We start from the raw sequence: 15789 nt of genomic DNA on the forward strand, positions 1-15789 counted from the left end.
CATGACCACCTCCCGGATCGTGCTGTTCGGGGCCACCGGGTTCACCGGCAGGCTCACGGCGCAGGCGCTGTTGATGCTGGGCGCCCGACCGCTCCTCGTCGGGCGCGACCAGACCCGGCTGGACGCGTTCGCCGCGTCGCTGCCGGTGGCGCTCCCCACGGCGGTCGCCGACGCCGGCCGGTCCGAGTCGCTGGCTCGGCTGCTCAACGCCGGTGACGTCCTGATCTCCACGGTCGGCCCCTTCACCCGGTGGGGCGAGGGCGCGGTCGCCGCCGCCACCGAGGCGGGGGCCGTCTACCTCGACTCGGCCGGCGAGCCGACGTTCATCAAGCGCATCTTCCAGCGGTACGGCCCGGCCGCCGCGACCCGGCAGGCCGCGCTGATCACCGCGTTCGGGTACGACTACGTGCCCGGCAACGTCGCCGCCGCGCTCGCGCTGCGGAAGGCGGGAGCCGAGGCGGTCCGGGTCGACGTCGGCTATTTCGTCCGGGGCAACATGGCCAAGCGCGCCAGCGCCGGGACCAGGGCCTCCGCTCTCGGCGTCGTCCTGGAGCCCATGTACGGCTTCCGCGAGGGCCGCATCGTCCGCGAGCACGGCCGCACCCGCCAGTTCGCGGTGGGCGGGCGGCGCCGCCACGGCATCTCGATGGGCGCGTCGGAGCACTTCGCGCTGCCGAGGGCGTTCCCGGGGCTGCGCGAGGTGAACGTCTACCTCGGCTGGCTCGGCGGCCTGACGCGCGCGGCGGGGGTGCTGGCCAGGGCGACGCCGGTGCTGGCCGCGCTGCCCGGCGCCAAGCGGGTGACGGAGGCGATGGCCGACCGGGTGATCCGGCTCGGCAACCGCGGCAGGGCCGTCGATGTCGGCATCTCATCCCAGACGGTGGCGGAGGCGTACAACCAGGACGGCCGGCTGCTGGCCTCGGTGCAGCTCGACGGGGGCGACCCGTACGACTTCACCGCCCGCATCCTGGCCTGGGCGGCGACCACCGCGCTGGCCGACGGCGTGAAGGGGACGGGGGCGCTCGGGCCGGTCGAGGCGTTCGGGCTGGACGCTCTACTCGACGGCTGCTCCGGCGCCGGATTGCACCTTTCGCCCGCCTAGCGATAATTGTCGCCGCATGCCACTGAATCCGGGAATTCCCACCGGGGAAATCAGTGACGAGATGCCGCAGGGCGGACAAAACGCGATTCCCATTGTATGAGGCGGGAGCGCCAATATCATTTGCGCTCGTTCTGGGGAATCGGTAGAACTGCTAGTTATTAATCATTTACTCTCGGCCACATGGATGACCGCGTGCTGGTCGAGGCGTTGCGGGCTCGGGACCCGGGCGCCCTGGCCGCGCTGTACGACACATATGCAGAAGCGATTTACCGATACTGCCTCGTCATGCTCGGCGGCCCGGACAGCGCGCAGGTCGCCCTGCGCGACACGCTGATCGCCGCGGAGGCACTGGTCGGCTCGCTGGCGGACCCGGAGCGGTTCCGCGTCTGGCTCTACACTCTGGCGCGAGGCGAGTGCCTGCGCCGCCGCACCCCGCAGGGCGCCGAGCCGCCGGGCACCGACCTCTCGACCGTGCTCGTGCCCCAGCTGTCCGATCCCGCCGACGCGGAGTTGCGGGTCGTCGCCTGGCACGCCACCCGCTGCCTGGCCCCGGAGGACCGGGAGGTCCTCGAACTCGCCAGCAGGCACGGCCTGACCGGCGCCGACCTCGCGACCGTCCTCGGAACCGGGCAGCGCTACGCCGACGGCCTCCAGGAGGCCGCGACCGAGCGTCTCAGCGACGCGGTCACGGTCGAGATCCTGGTGCGGAAGGGGCCCTACGACTGCCCCCGCAGGGCGAAGATCCTGACCGGCTTCGCCGGCGAGCTGACCGCCGAGATCCGCGAGCGGATCTCCCGCCACATCGCCCGATGCGACACCTGCGCCACTCATCGCGTGCGGCACGTCTCGCTGGCCAAGGTCTTCGGCCTGCTGCCCGAGGCGACCCTGCCGGACACCGTGCGGGTACGGGTGATGAGCTGCTTCGCCGATCCCGATCTGGTCGCCTATCGTCGCTATGTCACCAACCGGGTGGGGCGGCTCACCTCCGCCGGATTCCCGTCGGGCGGCGGAGGCCGGGTCTGGCCGCGGGCGCTCGGGGGCGCCCTGGCGACCGTAGCGGCGGTCGGGCTCGTGCTGATGTCGTTCAACCAGTTCGCCGGCCGTCCGGAGGACCGGATCGTCGGCATCGCGTCCGACACGTTCCCCGGCGCCGGTGACCCGCCCGGGCTGAAGGTGCCGTGGAAGGCCACCCCCCGGGATCGGCCGATGATCCTGACCCCGATCCTCGACCGCGACCAGGCCCATACGGCAGGGGCGCGTGGCGACGAGGACGAGGACGAGGGGTCCGCCGTACGGACCAGTCCGGACGCGGGGGCCGGGGCGGGCAGCACGCCGTCGCCCTCCGCCTCGGGAGCCTCGGCCACGCCGACGCCCCGGCCGTCACATGCGGGAACGCCGTCGGCGCGGCCGTCGGCGAGCCCGTCCGACGACGTCTCTCCGCTGCCGGATCCGTCGGACTCGCCGAGCGGGTCGCCCACTTCGGACGATCCCGGGGAACCCCCGGTGCCCAGTCGCGAACACCAGCGCCATCCCCGTCCGCAGCGCAGTTGCCCGCCCGAGCGCTCGCCGTCGCCGTCGCCCAGCCGTACCCCGACCGCGAGCCCCACCCCGTCCGCGACGCCGAGCGCGTCGAGCACGCCGACCCCGGCGGCGCGGCCGGCTCGCTCCGCTCGCTCCGCCCTGCCGGAGGAGCCCGTGCGGCCGGTCGTCGCGGAAGGGGCCGCAAGGTCTTCGGAACGTCCGGGAGGTCGCGCCGGCGATGGCTCCCGGAACGCTTCGTCCGCCGTTCCGACCCCTGCGGAATCGGCGTTGATCGGATAATCCCGTCCGCCGTCGTTATCCCACCAAAAGGATAAAGCGGCCCTTTTTCCGTGCCGTCCGGTCGTAACCGGAATTGTCCGAGAATGCCGTCGAGAATTTTCCGTTCACATTGATTACATTCGGTGAGCCTAGTGTGTACGCAGAGTTATTCTCGGGGAGTCTGGGAGTGGTGAAACGGAAGGGGTCAACATGCCACTCCGCATCGCATCCGGGCACGTCGCCGGGCTCACTTGCGGGCTAATTCTCACTTTGGCCACTCCGGCGGGCGCCGATCCGGGACAACCGGCAGGAAAGATCTCCGACGCGCGCGAGCAGGTCAGCGCCCGCGCCAAGGAACTCGGCCGAGCCCAGGCCGATTACGCCGCAGCCAAGGCCCGTCTGGCCGAGCTCAACGCCGAGGTCGAGCGACTCGTCGAGGCGTACAACGGCCGGCTCGTCATGTTGCGCTCGGCCGAAGGGGCGTACAACCAGGTGTCGCAGCGGCTGAACCAGGCGCGCACCGAGGTCGAGGAGGCCAGGAAGCCGGTCGCGGCGGTGGCCGCGCAGCGCTACGCGAACAACATGGGCGTCGGCGATATGGGCCTCGCCATGATGACGGGGGGCGACGGGTTCGAGGGATTCATGCGGCGGGCCGGGGTGCTGAGCCAGCTCGGCAGCGAGCAGGCCGCGAGCGTCCGGAACCTGACCGACACCCAGACCGTGCTCGGCATCGTCCACACCCAGGCGTCCCGGGCGTACGACGACCAGGAGCGGCATGCCGATGAGGCCAGGCTCGCCAAGGAAGCGGCGGCCAAGGCCGTGGCCGAGCAGGAGCGCCAGATGGCGGAGATCAAACAGACGACCGAAGAGATCTCCCAGCGCCTCGACGCCGCCCGCTCCCGGGTGGACCGGTTACGGCAGGCCCGCGATGCGCGCAGACAGGCCCGGTTGCGGACCGTCAGCACGCGGGCCGCGCTCAAGGCCCCGTCGTGGGCGGCCGCCGAGGGGAGCAGTCCGGGCGGCGTGGCGGCGAGCTGGGCGCTCCAGCAACTCGGCAAGCCGTACGTGTGGGCGGCGGCGGGGCCGTCGAGCTTCGACTGCTCAGGGCTGACCATGCGGGCGTGGGCCCGCGCGGGGGTCGATCTCGACCACTGGACCGGCACCCAGTGGCAGTCGGGGCAGCACGTGCCGATCGCCCAACTCCAGCCGGGAGACCTGGTCTTCTTCGGTCGCCTGTCGCAGGATCCGGGGTCGATCCACCACGTCGGCCTCTACATCGGGCGGGGCTTGATGGTCCACGCCCCCCAGACGGGGGACGTGGTGCGCATCGCGCCCATCTGGCGTCCCGACCTCGTCGGAGCCACCAGGCCGAGCTGATCAGGCGTGCTCGTGGCCCTGCTCCTGGAAGCGCTTCACGGAGTTGATGATCTCGGCCTCGGCCTCGACCCGGCCCACCCAGTTGGCGCCCTCGACTGACTTGCCCGGCTCCAGGTCCTTGTAGACCTCGAAGAAGTGCTGGATCTCCAGCCGGTCGAACTCGGCGACGTGATGGATGTCCCGGATGTGCTCCATGCGCGGGTCCGTGGCGGGCACGCACAGGACCTTGTCGTCGCCGCCCTTCTCGTCGGTCATGCGGAACATGCCGACCGCGCGACACTTGATCAGGCAGCCGGGGAAGGTCGGCTCCTGGAGCAGGACGAGCGCGTCGAGCGGGTCACCGTCCTCGCCGAGCGTGTTCTCGATGAAGCCGTAGTCGGCGGGGTACTGAGTGGATGTGAAAAGCAGGCGGTCCAGCCGGATGCGTCCGGTCTCGTGGTCCACCTCGTACTTGTTCCGTTGCCCCTTGGGAATCTCAACGACAACGTCGAACTCCACTACGGTTCCTCCACTCAAGCTCTCCCGGCATCCCGGGGGGCGTTAATGTCTCGTAGGCGTATATCCCATTTGGCGCGACAAGAGGTGACATGGTGCGACGAGAGCGATGGGTGTTGTTGGCCACCCTCGCCCTATTGCAGGTGTTCGTCGTCGCCGTAGGCGTCCATATGTACGCCAAGGCCACCCGCGGACCGTCGGTTCCGGTCGCGTCACCGAAACCGACCCCCACCCCCATCATCACCGCGGGCGCGGTGCTGGCCGCGGTTGGGGACGCGCCTCTTCCCGCTAAGGGTACTTTGACCGCACGGCTCACCAATGCCCTGGGTGACCCCGCGCTCGGCCGCAGCCTGGGCGGCGTCGTCATCGACGTGGAGAGCGGTGCCACGCTCTTCGACGGTCGCTCCAACGTCGCCCTCACGCCCGCGTCCACCACCAAGATCGTTACGGCCGCGGCCGCGCTCTCCTCCCTCGACCCCGACACGACCTTCGCGACCAAGGTCGTCACAGGCGCCAAGCAGAACTCCATCGTCCTCGTCGGCGGCGGCGACCCCACCCTCGCGGGGCCGAAGAAGGGCCGCGACGTCTATCCCGAGCCGGCCTCGCTCACCACCCTGGCCGCCCGTACGGCGAAGGCGCTCAAGGCCGCCAAGATCACATCGGTCACCCTCGGGTACGACGACTCCCTCTTCGACGGGCCGGTGACCCCGCCCGGCTGGAAGCCGACGTACGTGCCGGAGGGCAGCGCCTCGACGGTCACCGCGCTCACCATCGACGAGGGCCGGGTCGCGCCCGGTGAGAACGCCCGGGTCCCCGACCCGTCGCGCGCCGCCGCGGACGCCTTCGCGGCGCTTCTCGGCAAGTACGGCATCAAGGTCGACAAGGACGTCAAGTCCGTCACGGCCCCGGCGCAGGCCGGGGAACTCGCCCGGGTCGAATCGGCGCCCCTCTACGCCCTGGTGGAGCGGATGCTCACCATGAGCGACAACGACCTCGCCGAGGCGCTCGGCCGCCAGGTCGCGATCAAGGAGGGGTTCCCGCACACCTTCGCCGGGCAGACGGCGGCGGTCCACCGGGTCCTCGCCAGGTTCGGCCTCGACAAGGACATCACGATCACCGACAACAGCGGCCTGTCGATCAGGAACCGCATCACGCCGACCGCGCTCGCCCGTGTGCTCGCCTTCGCCGCGCAGCCGGGCAACCCGAACCTGCACTCACTGGTCAGCGGGCTGCCCATCGCCCGTTTCACCGGCACCCTGCACAACCGCTACGACCGGCCGGGATCCGAGGCCGGCGCCGGGCTGATCCGGGCCAAGACCGGGACGCTCAACGGAGTGAACACCCTCGCCGGGGTCGCCTCCACCGCGAACGGGCGGCTTCTCGCCTTCGCCTTCATGGCCGACGACGTGCCCGATCCCTGGGCGGCCGTGGGCGCTCTCGACCGCCTGGCCACGATCGTCGCCCAGAGCTAGAGCGCTGTCGCGGACGTTGACCGACCCGGCCAAGGCACGTGGACACCCCGCGAGCCGGAGCCGAGGAGGCGCGCCCCTCGCGCGCATGGCGTGGGGGGAGAACGTACGGTGGTTGTATGCAGGTGATCGACTGGGATCTGGCCGTAGCGACCGGCGTGCGCCTCGTGCGCCCGGGGCCACAGGTGAGCCGGGAAGAAGCCAGACAGGCGGTCGCCGAGCTGAGGCGGCTGTCCCGCGAGGCCGAGGGGCACGTTCGGGACTTCACCCGCATCGACTCGGCGCCGCCGGAGGCGGCGACCATCGTCGACCGGCCGGGGTGGATTCGGGCGAACGTGGACGGGTTCAAGGTGGTCTTCGAGCCCCTGACCCAGAAGGTGTCGCCCAACATGCCGGCGATCGTCGGAGCGGTCGGCTCCCGGATCACCGGGGTCGAGGTGGGCGCCGTCCTGGCGTTCCTCGCTTCCCGGGTGCTCGGGCAGTACGAGCTGTTCCTCCCGCCGGACCCGGACGGCCGCGCGCCGACGGGGCGGCTCACCCTGGTCGCGCCCAACATCGTGCACACCGAGCGCGAGATGGGGGTCAACGCCCGTGACTTCCGTCTCTGGGTCTGCCTCCATGAGGAGACCCACCGGGTGCAGTTCACCGGTGTCCCCTGGCTCCGCGAGTACGTCCGGACCCAGATGACCGACTTCCTGCTCGCCTCCGACATGGACCTGACGACCCTCCTCGAACGGCTGCGCGCCGCCTCGGACGCGGTCGCCGACGCGATCAAGGGAGGCGACGGCAACCTCATCGAGGCGATCCAGACCCCCGAGCAGAAGGCCGTGCTCGACCGGGTCACCGCGGTGATGACGCTGGTCGAGGGGCACGGCGACTACGTCATGGACGCCGTGGGCCCGTCTGTCGTCCCGTCGGTGGCCGAGATCAGGGCCAGGTTCCAGCGCCGCCGAGAGGGCGGGTCGCGCATCGACCAGCTCATCCGGCGCCTGCTCGGCATCGAGCTCAAGATGAAGCAGTACGCCGAGGGCTCCCACTTCGTCCGCACCGTCGTCGAGACGGCGGGGATGGACGGCTTCAACCGGGTCTGGACGTCACCCGAGACACTGCCGACCAAGGAGGAGATCACCGCTCCCCAGGCGTGGATGAGCCGGGTCCTCGGCACCCACTCGCTCGCCTCGCCCGAGAACGCGCCGCCCCGGGACCCCTCGGCCGGCGCGGAGGCCGCCGGTCCCGGCGCCTGACCCCCACAACACCCGGCGTTTTCTCCGTACGGCCACGCGGCGGACACAATGGCCTCATGGGCCCCCATCCCGCCGTCGCCGACGTCCGCCGTGCCGTACGGCTGGCGCTCGCGGACCTGCCCGCCGGGGCGCTCGTGCTGGCCGCGTGCAGCGGCGGCGCGGACTCGCTCGCCCTCGCGGCGGCCCTCGGCTTCTCCGCGCCCCGCATGGGCCTGCGCGCGGGGCTGCTGACCGTCGACCACGGCCTGCAGGACGGCTCCGCGGCCCGCGCCCGCGATCTCGTACGGCTCGCGCCGGAGCTCGGCCTCGACCCGGCGCTGGCCCTGCCGATCACCGTGGGTACCGAGGGCGGGCCGGAGGCGGCGGCCCGCGAGGCCCGCTACGCGGCGCTCTCGGAAGCCGCCCGGCGGCTGGAGGCGACGGCCGTGCTGCTGGGGCACACGCTGAACGACCAGGCGGAGACGGTGCTGCTGCGGCTGGCGCGCGGCAGCGGCACCCGGTCGCTCTCCGGGATGGCCGCGGTGTCCGGGCTGTACCGCAGGCCGCTTCTCGGGCTGAGCCGGGCGAGGACCGAGGAGGCGTGCGCGGCGCTCGGCCTGGAACCGTGGTACGACCCGCACAACAGCGATCCCGCCTTCACCCGGGTCAGGGTCAGGCACGACGTCATGCCCGTCCTGGAGGCGGCGCTCGGGCCGGGCGTCGCGGAGGCGCTCGCCCGCACCGCCCGCCTGTGCCGCGACGACGCCGACGCCCTGGACGAGTGGGCCGACGCCGTGCTGGCGGAATCGCGGACCGGGCCGGGGGCGCCGCTGGCGGTGGCCGTTCTGGAGAAGGCGCCGGGGGCGGTCCGGCGGAGGGTGATCCAGCGGGCCGCCGTCGAGGCGGGCGCGCCCGCGTCCGCGCTGGCCGCGGTGCACATCGACGAGGTGGAGCGGCTGCTCACGGCCTGGCGGGGGCAGAAGCGGGTCGATCTACCCGGGGGGGTGGGAGCGGTCCGGCGCTATGGCACCCTGATATTTGCTACTGGGAACAACCTCGCGTAAGGAATCCGCAGGTGGATGCTGCCGACATGGGCAAGGACCTTTTGAGCGTCCTCATTCCGGAACACGAGCTCCAAGCGAAGATCAAGGAGCTTTCCGGCCAGATCGACGCCGACTACGACGGTAAGGACCTGCTGATCGTCGGCGTCCTCAAGGGTGCGGTCATGGTCATGGCCGACCTCGCCAGGGCGTTGCACGTTCCGGTGCAGATGGACTGGATGGCCGTGTCCTCGTACGGCGCGGGCACGAAGTCGTCCGGCGTGGTGCGGGTGCTGAAGGACCTCGACACCGACATCGAGGGCCGCCACGTGCTCGTCGTCGAGGACATCATCGACTCGGGGCTCACGCTCTCCTGGCTGATGAACAATTTGAAGTCGCGCAACCCCGCGTCGCTGGAGATCTTCGCGCTGCTTCGCAAGCCGGACGCGGTCAAGGTCCCGATCGACGTGACGTATCTCGGGTTCGACATTCCCAACGAGTTCGTGATCGGTTACGGGCTCGACTACGCGGAGCGGTACCGCAATCTTCCGTTCATCGGCACCCTCGCCCCGCATGTATACGGCGGCGAGTAAGCCCTGAGCGAAGTCCTCTTGTGCTGAGGCGATCCGCTCCCAGGTAGGGAACACGGATTGCGTGACGTACGTTGGAAAGGTAAAGCCGGAGCCGCTCTTGCAGTTACCGCATGCGGCGGCCCGGTGTACCTTCGGATATCTGCGGGGTGCCATTCGGTTACCTGCGGGTAGTCAGTAGGAGCGGCGAGGGATGCCGCGACCCGGGTTCCGCCCGGGGCCAGGCCTTGGTCAGGAAGGGACGGGCCCGCCGGGGTTCCGCAACGGATGGATCTCAAGCGATTTACACGTGGGCCACTACTGTGGATCCTGGGCATCGTCGTGCTTCTCCTGCTCGTCACCACGATGTTCAACGGTGACGGCAATTACGCCACAGCTGATACTTCTACTGTTGTCCAGCAGATCCAGCAGGGCAACGTGAAGAACGCCACGGTCGTGGACAAAGACCAGCGCGTCGAGCTGACGCTGCTGAAGCCGATCGATGTCGCCGGCAAGTCCGTCGACCGCATCCAGGCCCCCTGGGTGCAGGGCCAGGGCGTCCAGCTGACCGAGGCATTGGCGAAGGCCAACCCCTCCAAGGGCTGGACCGTCGAGGTCCCCAGGGAGAACTTCCTGGTCAGCCTGCTGGTCAGCTTCCTGCCGATCATCATCATCGTCCTGATCTTCCTGTTCATCATGAACCAGATGCAGGGCGGCGGCTCCCGGGTGATGAACTTCGGTAAGTCGCGGGCGAAGCTGATCACCAAGGACACCCCCAAGACGACGTTCGCCGACGTCGCGGGCGCCGACGAGGCCATCGAGGAGCTCCAGGAGATCAAGGAGTTCCTGCAGGCCCCGGCCAAGTTCCAGGCGATCGGCGCCAAGATCCCCAAGGGCGTCCTGCTGTACGGCCCGCCCGGCACCGGTAAGACCCTGCTCGCCCGGGCCGTGGCCGGCGAGGCGGGAGTGCCGTTCTACTCGATCTCGGGTTCCGACTTCGTCGAGATGTTCGTCGGTGTCGGCGCCTCCCGTGTGCGCGACCTGTTCGAGCAGGCGAAGGCGAACGCCCCGGCGATCATCTTCATCGACGAGATCGACGCGGTGGGCCGCCACCGCGGCGCCGGTCTCGGCGGCGGGCACGACGAGCGCGAGCAGACGCTGAACCAGCTCCTCGTCGAGATGGACGGCTTCGACGTGAAGGGCGGCGTGATCCTCATCGCCGCGACCAACCGGCCCGACATCCTCGACCCGGCGCTGCTGCGTCCCGGCCGCTTCGACCGTCAGGTCGTCATCGACCGCCCCGACCTGGAGGGCCGCAAGGGCATCCTCCGCGTCCACGGGCGCGGCAAGCCGTTCGCCCAGGACGTCGACCTCGACGTCATCGCGCGGCGGACGCCGGGCTTCACCGGAGCCGACCTCGCCAACGTGATCAATGAGGCGGCGCTGCTGACCGCCCGTCAGGACCAGAAGCTCATCTCGATGAACACCCTTGAGGAGTCCATCGACCGCGTGATGGCGGGCCCCGAGCGCAAGTCCCGCGTGATGTCCGACGAGGAAAAGAAGATCATCGCGTACCACGAGGGCGGTCACGCCCTGGTCGCGCACGCGCTGCCCAACTCCGACCCGGTTCACAAGATCACGATCCTGTCCCGCGGCCGTGCCCTCGGTTACACGATGACGCTGCCGATGGAGGACAAGTTCCTGGCGACCAGGTCCGAGATGATGGACCAGCTCGCCATGCTGCTGGGCGGCCGCACCGCGGAGGAGCTCGTCTTCCACGAGCCCACCACGGGCGCCTCCAACGACATCGAGAAGGCCACCTCCATCGCCCGCCGCATGGTCACCGAGTACGGCATGAGCGAGAAGCTCGGCGCCCGTAAGTTCGGCAGCGGCAACGGCGAGGTCTTCCTCGGCCGCGAGATGGGCCACGAGCGCGACTACTCCGAGCAGATCGCCTCCACGATCGACGAAGAGGTCCGCCGGCTCATCGAGTCCGCGCACGACCAGGCGTGGGAGATCCTCGTCCAGTACCGTGACGTGCTCGACAACCTCGTGCTCGAACTCATGGAGAAGGAGACCCTCTCCCGCGAGCAGGTGCTCCAGGTCTTCGCGCCGATCCAGGTCAAGGAGAAGCGTCCCTCCTACGCCGGATACGGCAAGCGCCTCCCGTCCGACCGGCCGCCGGTGATCACGCCGAAGGAGCGGGCGAACGGCAACGGGCAGGCTCTGCCCGCCGGCAGCCCCGCACCCTGGATGAACGAGCAGGCGCCGCAGAAGGACGAGGCCTGACTGTGACGGTGGAGCCCCACCAGGTGGACCAGGGCCGGATCGAGAAGGCCGTCCGGGAGATCCTCCTCGCCATTGGCGAGGATCCCGACAGGGACGGTCTTCGCAACACCCCGGCCCGGGTCGCCCGCGCCTACACCGAGCAGTTCGCCGGCCTCGGGCAGCGGCCCGAGGACGCGCTCACCACGATGTTCGACGCGGACCATGACGAGATGGTGCTGGTCAAGGACATCGAGGTCATGTCGACCTGCGAGCACCATCTGCTGCCCTTCCACGGTGTGGCTCACGTCGGATACACGCCGAACGCCAAGGGGCAGATCACCGGGCTGTCCAAGCTGGCCCGGCTGGTGGACGTCTACGCCCGCCGCCCCCAGGTCCAGGAGCGGATGACGTCGCAGATCGCCGACGGGCTGATGCGGGTGCTCGAACCGCGCGGCGTGATCGTCGTGATCGAGGCCGAGCACATGTGCATGAGCATGCGCGGAGTCCGCAAGCCGGGGGCCAAGACCATCACCTCCGCGGTCAGGGGCGACTTCCGCACCAGCGAGAGCACGCGGGCCGAGGCGATGTCGCTGATCCTCGGGCGCAACTGATCCGGATTCCGTTCTCACCTCCGTCACGGAAGAGGAGGGAAGCATGACCACACACCACGTGTCCGGTATGCCCGCCCCCGGGCGTTGCCTGGTCATGGGCGTGGTCAACGTGACCCCCGACTCCTTCTCGGACGGCGGGCAGTGGTTCGACCTGGACGCCGCCGTCGCCCACGGGCTGGAGCTGGTCGCCCAGGGCGCGGACATCGTGGATGTCGGCGGCGAGTCCACCCGCCCCGGCGCCGCCCGCGTCTCTCTGGAGGAGGAGCTGCGCCGGGTCGAGCCGGTGATCCGCGCCCTCCGGCAGGAGGGCGTGACGGTCAGCGTCGACACCATGCGGGCCGAGGTCGCCGAGGCGGCCGTCGAGGCGGGCGCGGCCCTCGTCAACGACGTGAGCGGGGGCCTGGCCGATCCGGCGATGCCCCGGGTCGTCGCCGCGACGGGTGTGCCGTACGTCGTGATGCACTGGCGGGGCCACAGCCACGACATGGAAAGCCGCGCCATGTACGGCGACGTTGTCACCGAGGTGGTCGAGGAGCTGCGCAAGCGGGTCGACTCGGTGCTCGGTGAGGGCGTGCGCGAGGAGCAGATCGTCGTCGATCCCGGGCTCGGCTTCTCCAAGAACTCCGAGCACAACTGGGCGCTGCTGGCCGGCATCCGCCGGCTGGACGAGCTGGGGCACCCGGTGCTCATCGGCGCGTCGCGCAAACGCTTCCTCGGACGGCTGCTCGCGGACGCCGAGGGCAGACCGCGTCCCTTTGACCGCAACGACGACGCCACACTGGCGGTCACCGCGCTCGCCGCGCGCGAGGGCGCCTGGTGCGTCCGCGTCCACCAGGTCGGGCCCAACGCGGACGCCGTACGCGTGGCCGCCGCCTGGAAGGCAGCCGATGAAGGCCGTTGAGGAGCTCAACCAGCAGTTCTATGACGCGATCGAGAGCGGCGACCTGGACCGGATGTCAGAGATCTGGGTCGAGGACGCGGGCGATCGGGTCGCGATGTGCGTCCACCCCGGCTGGCCCATGCTCAGCGGCCGGGCCGAGGTGCTGCGTTCGTGGGCTCTGATCATGGCGAACACGCCGTACATCCAGTTCGTGCTGACCGACGTGTGCACTTCTGTGCTCGGTGACGTGGCCGTGCTCACCTGCGCGGAGAACATCCTGACCGCAGCGGACACCGACGAGGCCGGGTTCGCCGCCGGCCGGGTGGTCGCGACCAGCACTTATGTCCGCACGCCCGAGGGCTGGCGTCTGTGGCTCTACCACGGTTCCCCCGTCCTGCAGAGCGAGGACGAGGAGGAGGAAGAGTGAGCCGCCCAAGGGACAGCGTCCGTCTGGTGGGGTTGCGGGCGCGGGGCCGGCACGGCGTCCTGCCCGCCGAGCGCGAGCTGGGCCAGGAGTTCGTGGTCGACGCGACATTGTTCCTCGACACCGCGCCGGCCGCCGCCGGGGACGACCTGACCAAGACCGTCGACTACGGTGCGCTGGCCGTACGCCTGGTCGAGACGGTCGAGGGTGAGCCGGTCGATCTCATCGAGACCCTCGCCGAGCGTCTGGCCGCCGTCTGCCTCTCCTACGACCTGGTCGAGGAGGCGGAGGTGAGCGTGCACAAGCCGGCCGCGCCCATCCCGCTGCCGTTCGACGACGTGGTGGTGACCATCAGGAGGGGGCGGTCATGAGGGTGGTGCTCGCGCTCGGCAGCAATCTCGGCCGCCGGATGGACAACCTCCAGGGGGCGCTCGACGCTCTCTTCGACGCTCCGGGGCTGACCTTCGTCGCCGTGTCCCCCGTCTACGAGACCGACCCGGTCGGTGGGCCCGACCAGGGGCCCTACCTCAACGCGGTCGTCGTGGCCGAGTCCATGCTGGACGCGCGGACGCTCCTCGAACGCGCCCAGGGCGTCGAGAAGGCCTTCGGCCGGGTGCGCCTCGTGCGCAACGGGCCGCGCACGCTGGACGTGGATCTGATCATGGTGGACGGCATCGTGTCGGACGACCCCGAGCTCACGCTCCCGCACCCCCGGGCGCACGAGCGGGCGTTCGTGCTGGTCCCCTGGTCGCGGGCCGACCCGGACGCGACGATCCCCGGGCGCGGCGCGGTGGCGGACCTGCTCGCCGAGCTCGACCAGACCGGGGTACGGCCGCGCGAGGACCTCTCCCTGGAGCCCCCCGCCTGATGTCGTTCGAGGAGCCCGCGTGAAGCCCAGCAACCCCGGCGTGCTGGTCGGCCTGGTGGCGGTGTTCGCGCTGATCACCTGGGGCCTGTTGCAGAAGACCTATTCGGTCCTCCCGACGGTGCCCTGGAGCGCGATCCCGACGTTGCTGCTGCTCGCGCTCGGGGAGGGCTACACCGGCTGGCTGACCCGGGCCAGGATCCGTCGCAGGCCGGGCACCAAGCCGCCGGAGCCGCTCGCCGTCGCCCGGCTGGCCGCCCTGGCGAAGGCGACCGCGCACACGGGCGCGGCGTTCGCCGGGGTGTTCGCGGGCTTCGTGTTCCACGTGCTGAACCTGCTCGACCTGCCCCAGCCGCGGCAGGACGCGTTCGTCGCGGGCGGCTCGTTCGCCTCGTGCGTCGTGCTGATCTGCGCGGCGCTCTTCCTCGAACACTGCTGCCGGGTGCCGGGCGAGCCGAAGGACCACACCTGACCGTTACTTGTCGATGTCTCCGACGACGAAGAACATCGAGCCGAGGATCGCGATCATGTCGGCCACCAGGTTGCCCGGAAGGATCTCGCGCAGCACCTGGATGTTGTTGAACGACGCGCTGCGCAGCTTCAACCGCCACGGGGTCTTCTCGCCCCGGGACACCAGGTAGTAGCCGTTGATGCCGAGCGGGCTCTCGGTCCACGCGTACGTGTGGCCCTCGGGGGCCTTGAGGATCTTCGGCAGCCGCTGGTTGATCGGGCCGGGCGGAAGCTCCCGCAGCCGCTCCAGGCAGGCGTCCGCCAGATCGAGGGAGACCTTGACCTGGTCGAGCAGCACCTCGAACCTGGCGTGGCAGTCGCCCGCCGTCCTGGTAACCACCTGGACGGGCAGCTCGCCGTACGCGAGGTAGGGCTCGTCTCTACGCAGGTCGAAGTCGACGCCGGAGGCGCGGGCGATCGGCCCGCTGACGCCGTACTGCATGATCGTCTCGGGGGAGAGGACGCCGACGCCCTTGGTCCGGGCGAGGAAGATCTCGTTGCCGGAGATGAGGTTCTCGATGTCGGGAAGGCGGCGCCGCACGTCGGCGACGGCGCGGGCGGTGCGGTCGAGCCAGCCGAGCGGCAGGTCCTCCTTGAGGCCGCCGACGCGGTTGAACATGTAGTGCATGCGGCCGCCGGAGATCTCCTCCATGACGTGCTGCAGCGTCTCGCGCTCGTTGAACGCGTAGAAGACCGGGGTGATCGCGCCGAGCTCCAGCGGATAGGACCCGAGGAACATCAGGTGGTTGAGCACCCGGTTGAGCTCGGCCAGCAGAGTGCGTGCCCAGATCGCGCGGCGCGGGACCTCCATGCCGAGCATCCGCTCGACCGCGATCACGACGCCCAGCTCGTTGGCGAACGCCGACAGCCAGTCGTGCCGGTTCGCCAGGACGATGATCTGGCGGTAATCACGCACCTCGAACAGCTTCTCGGCGCCCCGGTGCATGTAGCCGATGATGGGCTCGGCGGCGACGATGCGCTCGCCGTCCAGGGTGAGCCGCAGCCGCAGCACGCCGTGCGTCGAGGGGTGCTGCGGTCCGATGTTGAGGACCATGTCCTCGGTGGCCAGCTCACGGGGCGCGACCGCTCCCGCGCCCGACCCGACGCCCACCACGCGTTCCTGGAACGCGCCCGCGGCCCGAGGCTCTCCTGTCAT

Annotated in this window: 16 protein-coding genes; 14 read left to right on the forward strand and 2 right to left on the reverse strand. The window is 70.3% G+C overall.

Features of this window, described 5'->3' with window-relative positions:
- Nucleotide 1: 1 nt before the first annotated feature.
- From ACQP1V_RS01645 to ACQP1V_RS01655, 3 genes are all read left to right on the forward strand, one after another.
- On the forward strand, nucleotides 2-1102 hold the full coding sequence (locus ACQP1V_RS01645) for a saccharopine dehydrogenase NADP-binding domain-containing protein (RefSeq protein WP_433418123.1): 1101 nt from the start codon (nucleotides 2-4) through the stop codon (nucleotides 1100-1102).
- A 180-nt stretch (nucleotides 1103-1282) separates the two neighbouring features.
- Nucleotides 1283-2923, forward strand: a complete 1641-nt coding sequence (locus tag ACQP1V_RS01650) for a hypothetical protein (RefSeq protein ID WP_433418126.1) — start codon at nucleotides 1283-1285, stop codon at nucleotides 2921-2923.
- A gap of 249 nt (nucleotides 2924-3172) precedes the next feature.
- Entirely contained in the window at nucleotides 3173-4279 is a 1107-nt protein-coding gene (locus ACQP1V_RS01655) for an NlpC/P60 family protein (RefSeq protein WP_433418129.1), read from the forward strand.
- On the opposite strand, the gene ACQP1V_RS01660 is transcribed toward ACQP1V_RS01655, so the two are convergent.
- Complete coding sequence (locus ACQP1V_RS01660) at nucleotides 4280-4777, reverse strand: inorganic diphosphatase (protein ID WP_433418132.1); 498 nt, start codon at nucleotides 4775-4777, stop codon at nucleotides 4280-4282. It abuts the gene before it with no gap.
- Between the two features lie 89 nt (nucleotides 4778-4866).
- On the opposite strand from ACQP1V_RS01660, the gene dacB reads away from it, so the two are divergent.
- From dacB to ACQP1V_RS01715, 11 genes are all read left to right on the forward strand, one after another.
- Nucleotides 4867-6246: a D-alanyl-D-alanine carboxypeptidase/D-alanyl-D-alanine endopeptidase gene (gene dacB / locus ACQP1V_RS01665; RefSeq protein ID WP_433418135.1), complete on the forward strand. Its 1380-nt coding sequence runs from the start codon at nucleotides 4867-4869 to the stop codon at nucleotides 6244-6246.
- Nucleotides 6247-6362: 116 nt separating this feature from the next.
- Entirely contained in the window at nucleotides 6363-7487 is a 1125-nt protein-coding gene (locus tag ACQP1V_RS01670; RefSeq protein WP_433418137.1) for a zinc-dependent metalloprotease, read from the forward strand.
- 56 nt (nucleotides 7488-7543) lie between these two features.
- Nucleotides 7544-8530 carry a tRNA lysidine(34) synthetase TilS gene (gene tilS, locus ACQP1V_RS01675; RefSeq protein ID WP_433418139.1) on the forward strand — a complete coding sequence of 329 codons (987 nt, stop codon included), beginning with the start codon at nucleotides 7544-7546 and terminating at the stop codon, nucleotides 8528-8530.
- 11 nt (nucleotides 8531-8541) lie between these two features.
- The gene (hpt, locus tag ACQP1V_RS01680; RefSeq protein WP_218001999.1) at nucleotides 8542-9099 is read left to right on the forward strand and encodes a hypoxanthine phosphoribosyltransferase; all 558 of its coding nucleotides are present in this window, start codon (nucleotides 8542-8544) and stop codon (nucleotides 9097-9099) included.
- A 264-nt stretch (nucleotides 9100-9363) separates the two neighbouring features.
- Nucleotides 9364-11364 (forward strand): ATP-dependent zinc metalloprotease FtsH, encoded by a 2001-nt coding sequence (gene ftsH / locus ACQP1V_RS01685; protein WP_067138570.1) that lies wholly within the window; start codon nucleotides 9364-9366, stop codon nucleotides 11362-11364.
- A gap of 2 nt (nucleotides 11365-11366) precedes the next feature.
- Entirely contained in the window at nucleotides 11367-11954 is a 588-nt protein-coding gene (folE, locus tag ACQP1V_RS01690) for a GTP cyclohydrolase I FolE (protein ID WP_067138568.1), read from the forward strand.
- Nucleotides 11955-11997: 43 nt separating this feature from the next.
- On the forward strand, nucleotides 11998-12855 hold the full coding sequence (folP, locus tag ACQP1V_RS01695) for a dihydropteroate synthase (RefSeq protein ID WP_433418142.1): 858 nt from the start codon (nucleotides 11998-12000) through the stop codon (nucleotides 12853-12855).
- A complete protein-coding gene (locus ACQP1V_RS01700) occupies nucleotides 12842-13261 on the forward strand; it encodes a nuclear transport factor 2 family protein (RefSeq protein ID WP_067138565.1) in 420 nt (139 codons plus the stop codon). Before folP ends, ACQP1V_RS01700 begins: the two co-directional genes overlap by 14 nt.
- A complete protein-coding gene (gene folB / locus ACQP1V_RS01705) occupies nucleotides 13258-13629 on the forward strand; it encodes a dihydroneopterin aldolase (RefSeq protein ID WP_067138563.1) in 372 nt (123 codons plus the stop codon). Before ACQP1V_RS01700 ends, folB begins: the two co-directional genes overlap by 4 nt.
- A complete protein-coding gene (gene folK, locus ACQP1V_RS01710) occupies nucleotides 13626-14126 on the forward strand; it encodes a 2-amino-4-hydroxy-6-hydroxymethyldihydropteridine diphosphokinase (protein WP_433418145.1) in 501 nt (166 codons plus the stop codon). The genes folB and folK overlap by 4 nt, the downstream gene beginning before the upstream one ends.
- 19 nt (nucleotides 14127-14145) lie before the next feature.
- Nucleotides 14146-14595, forward strand: coding sequence for a DUF3180 domain-containing protein (locus ACQP1V_RS01715; protein ID WP_067138558.1), 450 nt, complete (start codon nucleotides 14146-14148; stop codon nucleotides 14593-14595).
- 3 nt (nucleotides 14596-14598) lie between these two features.
- On the opposite strand, the gene ACQP1V_RS01720 is transcribed toward ACQP1V_RS01715, so the two are convergent.
- A complete protein-coding gene (locus tag ACQP1V_RS01720) occupies nucleotides 14599-15789 on the reverse strand; it encodes an NADH-quinone oxidoreductase subunit D (RefSeq protein ID WP_433418148.1) in 1191 nt (396 codons plus the stop codon).

The organism is Microtetraspora malaysiensis (assembly GCF_050947145.1).
Taxonomy (GTDB): domain Bacteria; phylum Actinomycetota; class Actinomycetes; order Streptosporangiales; family Streptosporangiaceae; genus Microtetraspora_A; species Microtetraspora_A malaysiensis.

Bases quoted from the DNA above. Each gene is read 5' to 3' on its own strand.
- ACQP1V_RS01645 (WP_433418123.1), top strand. From the start codon at position 2: ATGACCACCTCCCGGATCGTGCTGTTCGGGGCCACCGGGTTCACCGGC.
- ACQP1V_RS01650 (WP_433418126.1), top strand. From the start codon at position 1,283: ATGGATGACCGCGTGCTGGTCGAGGCGTTGCGGGCTCGGGACCCGGGC.
- dacB (WP_433418135.1), top strand. From the start codon at position 4,867: ATGGTGCGACGAGAGCGATGGGTGTTGTTGGCCACCCTCGCCCTATTG.
- ACQP1V_RS01670 (WP_433418137.1), top strand. From the start codon at position 6,363: ATGCAGGTGATCGACTGGGATCTGGCCGTAGCGACCGGCGTGCGCCTC.
- tilS (WP_433418139.1), top strand. From the start codon at position 7,544: ATGGGCCCCCATCCCGCCGTCGCCGACGTCCGCCGTGCCGTACGGCTG.
- ftsH (WP_067138570.1), top strand. From the start codon at position 9,364: ATGGATCTCAAGCGATTTACACGTGGGCCACTACTGTGGATCCTGGGC.
- folP (WP_433418142.1), top strand. From the start codon at position 11,998: ATGACCACACACCACGTGTCCGGTATGCCCGCCCCCGGGCGTTGCCTG.
- ACQP1V_RS01700 (WP_067138565.1), top strand. From the start codon at position 12,842: ATGAAGGCCGTTGAGGAGCTCAACCAGCAGTTCTATGACGCGATCGAG.
- folK (WP_433418145.1), top strand. From the start codon at position 13,626: ATGAGGGTGGTGCTCGCGCTCGGCAGCAATCTCGGCCGCCGGATGGAC.
- ACQP1V_RS01720 (WP_433418148.1), bottom strand. From the start codon at position 15,789: ATGACAGGAGAGCCTCGGGCCGCGGGCGCGTTCCAGGAACGCGTGGTG.